18 protein-coding genes are annotated in these 12,862 nt (G+C 32.7%); 8 read left to right on the top strand and 10 right to left on the bottom strand.

Going from position 1 to position 12,862, the window contains the following annotated elements; all coding sequences use genetic code 11:
• Positions 1-321: 321 nt before the first annotated feature.
• The 5 genes from Q0L29_RS03015 (at position 322) to Q0L29_RS02995 (ending at position 3,821) form a co-directional block, all read left to right on the top strand.
• Positions 322-711 carry an START-like domain-containing protein gene (locus Q0L29_RS03015; RefSeq protein WP_296618960.1) on the top strand — a complete coding sequence of 130 codons (390 nt, stop codon included), beginning with the start codon at positions 322-324 and terminating at the stop codon, positions 709-711.
• Positions 712-801: 90 nt separating this feature from the next.
• Positions 802-1,479, top strand: a complete 678-nt coding sequence (locus Q0L29_RS03010) for a CDC27 family protein (protein WP_296618959.1) — start codon at positions 802-804, stop codon at positions 1,477-1,479.
• Positions 1,480-1,730: 251 nt separating this feature from the next.
• Complete coding sequence (locus Q0L29_RS03005; RefSeq protein WP_296618957.1) at positions 1,731-2,123, top strand: hypothetical protein; 393 nt, start codon at positions 1,731-1,733, stop codon at positions 2,121-2,123.
• 109 nt (positions 2,124-2,232) lie between these two features.
• On the top strand, positions 2,233-3,204 hold the full coding sequence (locus Q0L29_RS03000; RefSeq protein ID WP_296618954.1) for an alpha/beta fold hydrolase: 972 nt from the start codon (positions 2,233-2,235) through the stop codon (positions 3,202-3,204).
• Entirely contained in the window at positions 3,204-3,821 is a 618-nt protein-coding gene (locus Q0L29_RS02995) for a hypothetical protein (protein WP_296618952.1), read from the top strand. Before Q0L29_RS03000 ends, Q0L29_RS02995 begins: the two co-directional genes overlap by 1 nt.
• Here Q0L29_RS02995 and Q0L29_RS02990 read toward each other — a convergent pair.
• On the bottom strand, positions 3,814-4,230 hold the full coding sequence (locus Q0L29_RS02990) for a nucleoside deaminase (protein WP_296618950.1): 417 nt from the start codon (positions 4,228-4,230) through the stop codon (positions 3,814-3,816). The genes Q0L29_RS02995 and Q0L29_RS02990 overlap by 8 nt on opposite strands.
• 81 nt (positions 4,231-4,311) lie before the next feature.
• Between Q0L29_RS02990 and Q0L29_RS02985 the strand changes: the two genes are divergently transcribed.
• The 3 genes from Q0L29_RS02985 to hflC all read left to right on the top strand — a co-directional run bounded on the left by Q0L29_RS02985 (position 4,312) and on the right by hflC (position 7,821).
• A complete protein-coding gene (locus Q0L29_RS02985) occupies positions 4,312-5,781 on the top strand; it encodes a M20/M25/M40 family metallo-hydrolase (RefSeq protein ID WP_296618948.1) in 1,470 nt (489 codons plus the stop codon).
• An 81-nt stretch (positions 5,782-5,862) separates the two neighbouring features.
• Entirely contained in the window at positions 5,863-6,852 is a 990-nt protein-coding gene (gene hflK, locus Q0L29_RS02980) for an FtsH protease activity modulator HflK (RefSeq protein WP_296618946.1), read from the top strand.
• A 27-nt stretch (positions 6,853-6,879) separates the two neighbouring features.
• Complete coding sequence (hflC, locus tag Q0L29_RS02975) at positions 6,880-7,821, top strand: protease modulator HflC (RefSeq protein ID WP_296618944.1); 942 nt, start codon at positions 6,880-6,882, stop codon at positions 7,819-7,821.
• A gap of 180 nt (positions 7,822-8,001) precedes the next feature.
• Here the strand turns inward: hflC and Q0L29_RS02970 are convergent, their stop codons facing one another.
• The 9 genes from Q0L29_RS02970 to Q0L29_RS02930 all read right to left on the bottom strand — a co-directional run bounded on the left by Q0L29_RS02970 (position 8,002) and on the right by Q0L29_RS02930 (position 12,842).
• Entirely contained in the window at positions 8,002-8,256 is a 255-nt protein-coding gene (locus Q0L29_RS02970) for a hypothetical protein (protein ID WP_296618942.1), read from the bottom strand.
• A 67-nt stretch (positions 8,257-8,323) separates the two neighbouring features.
• Positions 8,324-8,572: a hypothetical protein gene (locus tag Q0L29_RS02965; RefSeq protein WP_296618939.1), complete on the bottom strand. Its 249-nt coding sequence runs from the start codon at positions 8,570-8,572 to the stop codon at positions 8,324-8,326.
• Between the two features lie 8 nt (positions 8,573-8,580).
• Complete coding sequence (locus Q0L29_RS02960) at positions 8,581-9,021, bottom strand: hypothetical protein (RefSeq protein ID WP_296618938.1); 441 nt, start codon at positions 9,019-9,021, stop codon at positions 8,581-8,583.
• Positions 9,022-9,113: 92 nt separating this feature from the next.
• Positions 9,114-9,824, bottom strand: a complete 711-nt coding sequence (locus Q0L29_RS02955) for an SDR family NAD(P)-dependent oxidoreductase (protein WP_296618937.1) — start codon at positions 9,822-9,824, stop codon at positions 9,114-9,116.
• Between the two features lie 160 nt (positions 9,825-9,984).
• Entirely contained in the window at positions 9,985-10,680 is a 696-nt protein-coding gene (folE, locus tag Q0L29_RS02950; protein WP_296618936.1) for a GTP cyclohydrolase I FolE, read from the bottom strand.
• On the bottom strand, positions 10,658-11,068 hold the full coding sequence (locus Q0L29_RS02945; protein ID WP_296618934.1) for a 6-carboxytetrahydropterin synthase: 411 nt from the start codon (positions 11,066-11,068) through the stop codon (positions 10,658-10,660). The genes folE and Q0L29_RS02945 overlap by 23 nt, the downstream gene beginning before the upstream one ends.
• 114 nt (positions 11,069-11,182) lie before the next feature.
• Positions 11,183-11,839, bottom strand: a complete 657-nt coding sequence (locus tag Q0L29_RS02940; protein WP_296618933.1) for a hypothetical protein — start codon at positions 11,837-11,839, stop codon at positions 11,183-11,185.
• Positions 11,836-12,504 (bottom strand): hypothetical protein, encoded by a 669-nt coding sequence (locus Q0L29_RS02935; RefSeq protein ID WP_296618932.1) that lies wholly within the window; start codon positions 12,502-12,504, stop codon positions 11,836-11,838. The genes Q0L29_RS02940 and Q0L29_RS02935 overlap by 4 nt, the downstream gene beginning before the upstream one ends.
• Positions 12,501-12,842 (bottom strand): PadR family transcriptional regulator, encoded by a 342-nt coding sequence (locus tag Q0L29_RS02930; protein WP_296618962.1) that lies wholly within the window; start codon positions 12,840-12,842, stop codon positions 12,501-12,503. The genes Q0L29_RS02935 and Q0L29_RS02930 overlap by 4 nt, the downstream gene beginning before the upstream one ends.
• Positions 12,843-12,862 lie beyond the last annotated feature (20 nt).

Raw genomic sequence — 12,862 nt, 5'->3', positions numbered from 1 at the left:
CCTGCGCTCTAACCAACTGAGCTACCTCGCCAAATAATATCACTAATCAAATACTCAAACAAACTAAATGCGAGAAGCAGATTTGAAACTGCCGTCCGCTAGCTAGCGGATATGAATCCTGCGCTCTAACCAACTGAGCTACCTCGCCATAATTTTTTTAATATTTTAAGACTTTAAATCCTTTTGATTTAATTGCTCGTTTCAAATTGGAGTGCAAACATAATGAATTATGATTTCATATTCCAAAAAAAAATGAAAAAGAATTTATTGTGATATATCATATTTAATCATAACTTATCAACCACAAAAAAAGAACTGATTATGGGCTTGAAAAAATTCACAGGTGATTTCGAAATTAACGCCTCAAAAAAAATGTTGTACCCTTATATAAGTACAGCTAGCGGCTTATCTCAATGGTTTGCAGATGATGTTAATATCAATGAAGATAAAGAATATAATTTCATTTATGATGATGAGGATCACCCTGCAGTTATGGCTGGTCATCGGGTAAATCAATTTGTTAAATTTGAATTTCCGGAAGAAGGAGATGAGGATGATCCAGCATTTGTTGAAATTCATTTAGATGAAAATGAACTCACTCAATCTATGTACATGAAAGTAGTAGATTATTCAGATTTTGAAGACGAGCAAGAGCAGTATGAAGTTTGGGAAGGATTGATTAATAATTTAAAGGAAATAGTGGGCGGATAATATTTCTTTCCTTTCAGGAATCTTTATTAGTTTTGTGCGTTATTTCTATTGTTAGTTTTAATCATCTATTAACTTATTGCTGATTTATTAATGAAATATTTTTTTCTAGTTCTAATATCCCTGTTTCTATTCAATTTAGAAATTTCCCTTGCCCAAGGTCAGAAAGAAACACTTAATTTCTATTATGAAAATGCCCAAGTAGCCATGCAGAATGGAGATTATGAAAATGCAAATATGCAGTTTCGTAAGATTCTAAAATTAGGAGTTAAGCTTCCTTCTGAAATGCCTTATTTATTTGCAAAGACATTATATGAGATCGGTCAATATCAAAACAGCCAAAGTTTCTTAGAGAAGTATTTTGAAATAATGGGTAAAGCAGGGACTTATTATGAAAATGCCGAAGAGTTAAATAAGTTGTTAGAGCTTCAACTTAATAAAAGTTTATCATGCCAATATTGTGATTTAAGTGGTTACAGATTAGAAACTTGTGCAACCTGTAATGGAGAAAAGCAGCTGCTTAAAAAATGTGATTATTGTGAAGCTAAAGGAAAAGTAGGTTGCACAGCCTGTAGTGGTGACGGTGTTTTGATTCAATTGGGTGCTATGGGTAATAGAAGCTATAAAACCTGTCATCAGTGCCAAGGAGAAGGTATAAATGAATGCCCTGTTTGTGAAGGTGAAAAAGAACTTTATACTTATTGTCCCAATTGCCTAGGAAGTGGAAGAACAAGTACAGAGGTTATTTGCAATCATACTGAACATAATTAAGACTTCCATATAGGTAGATTTCCTTAGTCATCAATTTTTAGTAGGATCAGATTTTCAGGTGTATTTTTTCTTGTAAGTATCCCCTCACAATACTTAACAGTTTCTCTATATTTTATCCCGATTTTTAAGCAATTCATCTAAATTTTAATATTTTATTAATTCATTTCTTGTGAAAACTTCTTTAATAATGAAATATTCACTTTCTTGTTACGGATTAAATAAGTGATAAAAAATATAAAATAAATTTCATTATGTCTTATTGTAAAGTACTTGATTATAAAGGTGTTAAAATTGTATATACAGATATAGAAAATACAAACGGATCAGAGGCTATTTCGGCATTTGATGATGTTCAAAAATTAGTTGCCGAATTTCCTGATAAATCAGTTTTATCATGCGTTAATGCCACTAATGCAAGATTTAATAAGGATCTTTTATCTAAGATTAAAGAGACTGTAAAGAAAAATAACCCTAAGGTAAAAGTCACTGTTGTTTGTGGCCTTAGTAAATTATCTACATTAATTCTTAATTCAATTATTGCAGCTACTGGAAGAAAAATGAAATTATTCGATTCAGTAGAAGAAGGAAAAGAGTGGTTATATCAATATGAGTTGAAAAGCGCTGAAAAGATGGCTACTGCATAAATTCTCAACAGACATATAGTTCATGATGTACCCAATTGGAAACAATTGGGTTTTTTTATGAAGTGAAAGAAAGTGTTTACTATCTTCGTCTTTGCTTAAATAATAAAGAATGCCAGTAATCAGAAATAATCAATATAAACCTCCATACTACTTATTTAATCAACATTTGGAAACCATTTTTCCCAGTGCATTGAGAAAAGTAAAAGGAGTTCATTATGAGCGAGAAAGAATTGAAACTCGTGATGGTGATTTTCTGGATATTGATTGGGTAAGGAATAATAAATCCAGGCTTATAATTGCTTCTCATGGACTGGAAGGGAGTTCGGATAGGCCCTACATTTTAGGGATCGCAAAATTATTCAGTAAAAATGATTGGGATGTACTGGCATGGAATTGTCGAAGTTGTAGTGGTGAAATGAACCGTAAAGAGTTTCTTTATCATCATGGATTCACCGAAGATGTGGAAGAAGTAGTTTCTAAAGCTTTGAAAGAAGGATATAAAGAAATAGTAATGGTGGGCTTTAGCATGGGGGGAAGTTTGACCCTGAAATATGTGGGTGAAAATGGTGATCGTTTAAACCCTGAAATAAAAGGAGCAATGGCGATTAGTGTTCCCTGCAATTTGTCAAGCAGCTCCAGAATGTTGGCTTTGAAGAAAAATAAATTTTACCAAGATCGCTTCATGCGAAAACTGGATATTAAATTAAGAGAGAAAGATGAGCAATTCCCTGATTTAATTGAAATCAAACCTTGGAAAAGCTTTTCCGATTTTCATGAATTTGATACGCATTACAGTGCAAAAATATTCGGTTATAAAGATGCTCAGGACTTCTATGATAGTGTTCAATGTTATCCTCATTTGAAAAACATTACCATCCCTACTTTAATTCTAAATGCATTAAACGATCCGATGTTAACGGGTGATTGTTATCCAGAATCAGAAGCTGAAAAAAATCAAAATATAGATTTGGAATTAACTCAGCATGGTGGGCATGTAGGTTTTTTACAAAAAGGGAAAACACATACCTATGCTGAGGAAAGAGCACTTTCGTTTTTTCATCAAATCATAAATAAATCATAATGAAAAGGAAAGTCATTCTAAATATAGAAGATTTTTTAAATGACTTTCACTATTTCAAATTGAAGGGATATGACGTTTTTCAATATCCTTTTCAAAATGGAAGCAAGCTAATTGTAATCAATTCCACTCCCTATGAAGATGGTTTGATGCTGGAAATTCAATTGGCTGTCAGGATTGATAAGTTGGAAGAATTAATTTTTAATTTTTATAAGCAGGAAACCGATAAGCTTAGTTTAAGTTATTATAAAAATATCGCTCAAATCTATTCAGATATGCCGAAACGCTATTTGATTCAAAATGAAATTCAACTTTCCAGAACAATAGCAGAAATTGAAAATGCGCTTGTGAAAAAAGGTTTTAATTGGTTGGATGAGTTAGCTAATCTTAATACTTTTTCTAGCTATCTGATTGAAACGATTTTTAAGAGCACTCAAAAACCCACAAACATATTTAAACTCTGTCAGAGAAGTTATTTGATGAGACTTTTACTTGGGGAGAAAATTACAGATGCCATTTTTTATGAATATTATGAGCAATTGCAATTAAGCAAGGCTCCGGAACATCAATTAGAGGAATTTATTGAATTCAATAAATTTTTAAAAGCTGAATCTATTTAAATAGATTTTCACATTCTTTTGCTAATACTCCCCCACTTATAATAGGTGCATACCAAGATTCAGCTGCTATTTCTTTTGCTCGGATAGTAATTTGTTTCCCGTATTTTGAGGCGGTGGGAATATCACATCCGTAAACTACTTCACCGACTCCAGCCCATATAATAGCTGACATACACATTGGGCAAGGTTCCACCGTGGTGATTAAGGTTAATTCCTCTGCGCGATCATGGTCTAATTGCTTTATTTTCTGAAGGGCATTGATTTCTGCATGCGCAGCAGCCCCATCTAATATAGTTGTATTGTATCCACTTACGTGCTGCCCTTCAGGATCAACAATTACAGCACCAAATGGGGTTTTACTTTCTTTGGCTAAATCAATAGCCATTTTCATCCAGAATTTGATATCCATTAGCTTTTATTTTACATCAAGTATTAGAATTTCAATATTGTGCTTAGATTTGCTTAACTTCAATTTTCAAAATTAATAACAATGAAAAATACACAGAAAACCATTAAACTACTATTTTTTAGCATACCTATTTTTCTTCTTATTTCTTGTGATACTAATCAAAAGGAAGAGCAGAATGTTTTAAATGAAATCAACCAAGAAGTTGAAAATAATAGTCAAGCCTATTCAAATCTAGAGAAAATTACTTCTGAGATAGGTCACCGTTTGACAGGTTCCGAAAATGGAGCTAAAGCTGAAAAATATACTTATGAGCTTTTAAAGTCTTATGGGTATGAAGATGTTGAATATCATGAATTTGAAGTGGAGGCCTGGGCACGTGATTCAGTTCGACTGGAAATTAATAATGAAGAAGTAGAGGAGGTAGTTTCTTTAGGCCATTCTCCGGTTTCTGCAGATGTGGAGCATGAAGTGATAGATGTAAGTAATGGATTAAGAGCAGACTTTGATAGTTTAAAAGAAGAGGTGAAGGGAAAAATTGCCCTCGTTTATATTGGAATTCTAGATGGAAGTCCTGAGGGATTGAAAAATATACATCGTTCTGAAAAAACTGCTTTAGCGATTGAATATGGAGCAGAAGGAATCATTATTACCAATCAGGTTCCTGGTGGAGTGTTGTTAACCGGGACAGCATCTGTAACAGGAAGTTTAATCGATATTCCAGCCATTTGCATTAGCTATGAGAAAGGAATGGAATTAAAAGAGCAACTCAAAAATGGAGATGAAATTACTGCGCACATTCAAATGAGTAACACAAGTGAAATGATCAAGTCCAGAAATGTGATTGCAACGCTTCCGGCTAAGGAAGAAACAGATGGAAATATTATTATTGGAGGGCATTTAGATAGCTGGGACCTTTCAACTGGCGCTATCGATAATGGTATTGGAATAGCTGCTATTTTGGATATTGCAAGAACCTATAAAGCACTTGATTTACAACCTAAAAGAAATATTAAATTTGTCATGTTCATGGGAGAAGAGCAAGGATTGCTTGGTTCTAAGGAAATGGTGAAAATGTTGGCAAAGAAAGAAGAATTAGGAAATGTTGCTTATATGATGAATATTGATATGAGTGGTAATCCAAAAGGATTTAATGCTTCAGGAAGAGGAGAGATGGTACCAGTTTTTGATGAGATAGGAGTCAAAATCCAAGCAGTTGATTCAAGTTATGAAAATACGAATGCTAACAAGGCTGGATTGCATAGTGATCACCAATCATTTATGATGGAAGGAGTCCCTGTAGTGGGTCTAGTAGGCAATTTAGAAAGAAAGGTTTATAGCTATTATCATTCTAATGGAGATGATTTTTCTTTGGTAAATGAAAAACATCTTGAGAATACAGTCCGTTTCGGTGGCATGTTCCTTTGGGAATTAGCTAACTTAGATGAAATCCCTGCTAAAAAGCTTGATTTTGAACAAACGAAAGAGTTTTTAATAGATCAAGATTTGAAAGAGGAATTGGAGCTAGGGAATGAATGGAAATGGGGAGAATGATAATTAATAATTATAAAATAAGAATTTAATAATTACGAGTTTATATAGTAAAAACAATTAACCAATAAAAAGAGCATATTTATGGCAGAATTTGAATTTGATGGGGACAAAGCAAAAGAGTCCTTTCAAAAAATAGTGAAAAACATACGCTTGATCGTAGTGGTGGTAGTGGTTTTAGCAGCTGTTATCAGTACATTTTTTCAGGTAGGAGCAGAAGAAGTTGGGGTAGTAACTCGATTAGGAGCTTACAATAGAACTCTTGAGTCAGGATTGAATTTCAAGATTCCATTTGTGGAATCAGTGACTAAAGTTCCTGTTGAGCGTCAGCAAAAGCAAGAGTTTGGTTTCAGAACAACCAGTGCTGGAGTTCAATCAACTTTCACAAAACGTGGTGCAGAGGGTGAATCTTTAATGTTAACCGGTGATTTAAATTTAGCAGATGTAGAATGGGTGGTTCAATACAGAATTGATAATCCGTACAACTTCCTGTTTAAAGTAAGAAATCCTGAAGAAACCTTAAGAGATATTTCTGAGTCTGGAATGAGACAAATTGTAGGAGATAGAACTGTAAATGAAGTACTGACAGTTGGTAGAGCAGAAATTGCTGGGAAATTGAAAGTTTTAATTCAAGAGATATCTATTGATTATGAATTAGGTATAAGGGTAGAGCAAGTTGTGTTGCAAGATGTAACACCACCTGAACCAGTAAGAGGGGCATTTAATGCTGTTAACGAAGCACAGCAGGAAAAAGAGACTTTGATCAACCAAGCTAAATCGGAATACAATAAAGTTATTCCAAAAGCTAGAGGTCAGGCTGAAGAGACTATTCAAAAAGCAGAAGGTTATGCAACGGAGAGGGTAAATAACTCTCAAGGTGAAGTTGCTAGGTTTAATGAGTTATATACTGAGTATATCAAAGCTCCAGGGGTAACTAAAACCAGGCTTTACTTAGAAACCATGCAGGAAGTAGTGCCTAAATTAGGTGATAAAATCATTACTGATGAAGAAGGCGGAAATGTATTGCCATTATTAAATATGGCTACGCAATCAGGAAAAAAGATTAATCAGTAATCATTTTAAAATATTGAAATAATAGATATGAAAAAATCATTAATAACCATATTAGTTATAGTAGTAGTTGCTTTAATAGTAATTGCTCAGAGTACATATGTTGTAAAGGAATCGGAACAGGTAATCATCACCCAATTTGGTAAGCCCGTTGGAGAGGCAGTAAAGGATGCGGGTATTCATTTTAAGGTTCCTTTCATACAAACTGCAAATTTCTTTGATAAGAGATATTTAGAATGGGATGGTGATCCTAACCAAGTACCAACCAAGGATAAGAAATTTATTTTTGTAGATACTTATGCTCGTTGGCAAATCACTGACCCACTTCAATTTTTCAAACGTTTGACTAATGAGCGTGGTGCTCAATCTCGTTTGGATGATATTTTGGATGGTGAAACTCGTGATTTCATTGCTAACAATTATTTAGAAGAAGCGGTAAGAACTAGTAATAGAACGCCAATCTCTAGTGGAGCAATCAGCGAAATCGTTGAAGATAGTTTAGTCCAAATCAATGTTGGACGTGATAGTATTCAAGAATACATCCAAAAATCTGCTAATCTTCAAACTCAAGATCTGGGAATTGAAATTTTGGATTTCCGTTTTAAAAGAATCAATTATGTGGAGGAAGTAAGAACTCAGGTTTATGAAAGAATGAAAAGTGAACGTTTTAGAATTGCTGACAAATTTCGTTCAGAAGGACAAGGGGAAGCTTCTCGAATTAATGGTGAGAAGGAAAGAGAACTTAAATCTATTCAATCTGAAGCTTTTAAAGTGGCTGAGCAGATAAAAGGTAAAGCGGATGCTGAAGCCGCTGCTATTTACGCCGCTGCATATAATAAAAATAGCGCTTCACGAGATTTATACTCTTTTTTAAAGTCAATGGAAACCTTTCAGAAGACATTTAATAGTGAGACTACCGTTATTTTATCTACTGACAGTGATTTGTATAAATACTTAAAGTCAATGGATTAAAATAAATTTTAATTGTTAAAAAGGCATCCGTTAACAAGTGGATGCCTTTTTTTATGGACTTTAGTCAATAGCTGGTTTTTTCTTTTTGAAAATATATATAGATGTTTTGATTTGAAGTTTTAGCAAAAAAAGCATCCATTATTTAATGGATGCTTTCAGATAAATCAATTATATTATTCATCAATCATTTTCCTTCTTTTTATCGCTTGATATCTCCAAATCAAAGATTTTCATTTGTTCTTCTAATCTCATCACATATTCGATAGACTGTTCTATCATAGTGTGCTGTGCGTTAATTTGTTCTTTTAAAAATGAAATTTCATCATTTAAGCCATTGATTTTGGATTCATATATCTTTTTAAGCTTTTCTTTCTCTTCTTTTGCCCTTCTTAGCTGGTCCTTATAAAAATAATAAGATTCTGGTATTTTACTCATACAATAGTAATCAATAGTCCTTCAAAATTGTTTGAAATAATTAATTTTTCAAATAGTATTAACCACCTTAGTGTATACTCTGAAAATTCCCCGAATCTATTCTCTTTTTTAGACCTTTTAATTCTTTACCTAACTTATCTGCATAATCTACTGCCATTTTGAGCATATCTTGTTGAGCCATTAACTGTTCTTTCAAATAAGAAACTTCTTTTCTAAGTTCACCAACTTGATTTTCATATTCTGATTTTATAAGTCTAATTTCATTATTAGATTTTTCTAGCTCTATTTTTAACTCTTCTACAGTACTTTGTGCCATAAAATCAATTAATTATCAATGGCATCCTGTACTGAATCCTTATACTGAATGTCCATCTCATTAAATTTTAAATTAGGGTGGTCTCCCTTAATTTTTTCTCTTCCGATTTTAACACTTTGCTGAAATACTTTATTATCAGGTAAGATTTTTCTATGAGTCTTTAGCCCCTTGTGCCACATTTGCTCTTTCCATTCAGTAAAATACCATTCCATTGATGGTTGATGAAATACAGTTAATTTTCTTTTGTCAAAAATTAGTTTAGTGATTTTTTTTGAATCAACTAACTTACCTATTTCACTAAAAATTTTTTTAAATTCTTCGATGGGAATGTACGTACTTGTTGCTTCAACTATAGCAACGGGTTTTCCTTCAACAAAGGAAACTTTTGCGTGGTTTCCTTTATGGTGAGTCACCAAATTGTCTTTTAATGTTTCTGTTTCGTTACTCATAATTTTAAAAATTGAATTATTAGAAAAAAATATTGTGTTTTGAAAAAATCTAATACACTAACATATAATTCTGTTAATTGTTTAAAGAAATTTTAGATATTTCTTATTTTTTCCATTCCACCATCAACTCCAAGAATTTGCCCAGTTATCCAACTGTTTTCACTATCTAATAGAAAGATTGCAGCATTTGAGATATCTTCAGCTTTTCCATATCTACCAATGGGATGTCTTTTATTAGAAGCTTCTTTTTTCTCATCAGAGGACAATAAGTTTTCAGCCAATGGTGTATCTGTTAGGCTAGGAGCCACCATATTTACTCTTATTTGTTTATTAGCTAATTCTGCAGCTAAGCTTAACCCAAATCCTTGTAAAGCTCCCTTGGCTGATGCAATGGAAGCATGGAAAGATAATCCTGTATTTGCAGCTACTGTACTAAACAGAACTATGCTGGCGCCTTTGGCATTTTTTAAGGCTTTTAGCGATTGTTGAATTACCATTGCTGCCCCAACTGTATTTAATCTGAAATCATTGATATAATCATTTTCTTTTATGCTTTGAAATGGCTTGAGATTAATGCTTCCAGGGCAATAAGCTAATCCATGAAGTGTATCAGGTAGGGCTTTCAATTCATCATTCATGTCTAAAACATCTAATTTAATGTATTGAAAATCACCTGATAAATCTGGTTTATTTCTTGAGGCTAAAATCAGATTCGCCCCTTTTTCTTGAAGTTTTTTGGCTAAGCTCAACCCAATGCCTGAACTCGCACCTACAATTAATATATTTTTATTTTCAAATGACATAATGATTTATTTAAGTTCTACTTAAGAAACCATTTTTGACATAGAATGTTTGTTCGAATTTATATGTTAAATAGGGCTATTTGAATTTTCCAGATATGGAAATAAAAAAGCCAGTTGATGCTGTCAACTGGCTTTAGAATTTTATTTGATAATTTATGAATTAACTATTATTAGGAGAATTGATGTAATCCAAAAACTCTCTTCTTGTTGCTTCATCATTAAATTTACCTCCGAAATATGAAGTTCCTGTTCTGCTATTAGTATCTCCAACTCCACGAGAAGAAACACACATATGATTGGCGTCCATTACAACTGCAACATCCTCGGTTTCCATTACCTTTCTTAGTTCTTCTGCAATTTGAACCGTCAATCTTTCCTGTACTTGAGGCCTTTTGGCATAATATTGAACTATTCTGTTGATTTTGGATAGTCCAATTACTTTTCCACTAGAAATGTAGGCAACATGGGCTTTACCATAAATTGGCACAAAGTGATGTTCACAGTGCGAGTAGAAAGTGATGTCTTTCTCTACCAACATTTGGCTATATTTATATTTGTTTTCAAAAAGTTTCGGTTGTGGTTTGTTTTTAGGATTCAAACCACTGAAAACTTCTTTAACATACATTTTAGCCACTCTGTTTGGAGTTCCTTTCAAGCTGTCATCACTCAAATCCATACCTAAAATATGCATGATTTCTTTGAAATGTTTGGCAATCATTTCCATTTTCAATTCATCATCCATTTCAAAAGCATCAGCTCTAAGAGGCGTCTCTGAATTTGACCCTACGTGATCATCACCAAAATCCTCAAATTCATTATAATTTTCCAAATTTTTATTCTGTTGGGTATTCGACATAATTTCTTTCCGTTTCGTACAACTTAATTTTTAATTCTTTATTGGGGTCAATTTTCACCCTCAGTAAATTAAAAATTACGACTGCAATATTTTCAGCGGTTGGATTAAGCTCAGAGAATTCTTCTGTATCCAAATTCAAATTTTTATGATCGAATCTGTTCAAAACTCTTTCTTTAATCAAATCACTTAACACTTTCATATCCATAACATATCCAGTATCAGGATTAACTTCTCCTGTTACCTTAACGATAAGTTCATAGTTATGTCCATGAAAATTCGGATTGCTACATTTTCCAAAAACCTTCTGATTTTGTTCTTCCGACCAGTTTGGATTGTTTAATCTATGGGCGGCATTAAAATGTTCTTTCCTGAAAACTGCTACTTTCATTAAAATTTATTTATTGAAGGTCAAATATACGGCAATAACACGGAAGAGTTAGAAGTGTTTAATAAATTTATTAAAAAGTTAAACGTTCTAGTCCAGACTTCTTTTTTTCTGAAATTAATTTGATTGATATAAATTATGCAGCCGTTCTGTTTTATTTATCATTTGATTAGTGCCTAAAAAAACACCATAAATACCAATTATTGCAATTGAATATACAGCAATAGCAAAATTAAGGTTGGTATGCCTTAGAAAATTAATGCTCAAATTACCAATTACATATAATAGGCTGGGAATTATTCCTATCGCCATCCTAAAGCTTAAATAATTTTTAATATGTTTTTTTCTTCTGTATAGAACAAAATAATAAACGATGGAGCCAACTAAGGAAGTTAGGAAGACGTTTTGATGAAACTCTTGGAAATACTGAATGAATTTTTGTCTGAATAAAATTAGGCTTAAGATAAGTAATATAGGGATTAATATTTTTTCACTTTTTATTATTTGCTTGATGGCTATCCCATATGAACGCCATAGTTCTTTGTTCAATCGATTGGCAATAGATTCTTCAAAAGTTTGGAAACCAAATACTCCAAATGATTTATGGACTTCAGAAAAAGCTTCTTCTAAGCTTAATTCTGGCTTATTTTTCATTTTTTCTTCAATTGCAGAGGCCACGTGATCAATAATCTCATATTGAACATCGGTGTGAGTAAATCCTCTTTTCGATATCCAAGATTTTATTTGGGCAATTTGTTCGGCTGATAATGTCATAAATACTGTACTCTTATTTTACTTTTGAAAACTTTAAAACCGATATAAGCAGCTATGAAAAATATCATCATTAAAATAAATGCTATCAATGGGTAATTTTCATAGAATTCTATTCTTGGTTTATAGGGTTCTAAGAATAGTGCTGGTAAAAAAACAGTTAAATTAAAAAGGGTTACAGGTAAACTCAAAAAGTGATGAGCACTTGCTAGATGAGCAGATTCAAATCTTTTATTACCATATTTTTTTCTTTTAGTTAAAATACCTCCATAGATTAGTATTGCCGAAGTGAAAATCAAAAATGGCATAAAAACATACCATACTATTATTTTCATAGGTAAGAATTCAATAAATGAATAACATAAAAATAAAATACCCAAAGTGGTCATGATTTGAGGCCATCGCCAGAAGTTTTTAAATTCTTCGACATAAATTTGATTAACAGATTTCCTCGTTTTATCTACCAAATTATCATTAATGCTTTTAACCTTGTAGTAGTCAAACTCTTGATCTAAAGCTTCCAATGTATTCTCGAAGTCATTTTCTCCTATCTCATAAGTAGAAGCATAATGATCATACAATTCATTGTAGAGTCCAATGTATTTGATAGGCTTCTTGGCTATATGATTTGTTAACTGCTCTTTTTGTTCACTTGATAAAGTTCTCATGAGCTTAATTTTAGATTAAGACCTAATACGCGTTGCATATTCAATAAAAAAGCTTCCAATTCTTCCATTCTTTCTGCTGTTGCTTTCTTGCCGTCTTCCGTTAATCGGTAATACTTTCTCACTCTACCATCTACTTTCCGGCTTTCTGTGGTTAAAGTACCCTCAGCTTCCAATTTGTGTAAAGTAGGATAGAGGGCACCTTCCGTCAATTTGATTTCATCAGAAGTAAGTTGCTTCACTTTCTGCGTGATTTCATAACCATACATCTCACCTGAGCTTTGCAATAGATGCAAAACTATAGTAGAAAGACTTCCTTTTATCAATTGCTGATTTGCCATGATGCAAGTATACAAAATTT

The sequence above is a fragment of the Marivirga sp. genome, assembly GCF_024636815.1.
In the GTDB taxonomy this organism is placed as follows: domain Bacteria; phylum Bacteroidota; class Bacteroidia; order Cytophagales; family Cyclobacteriaceae; genus Marivirga.
The sequence above is the reverse complement of the archived record's forward strand: the minus strand, read 5'-3'. Positions and strand labels throughout refer to the sequence as shown.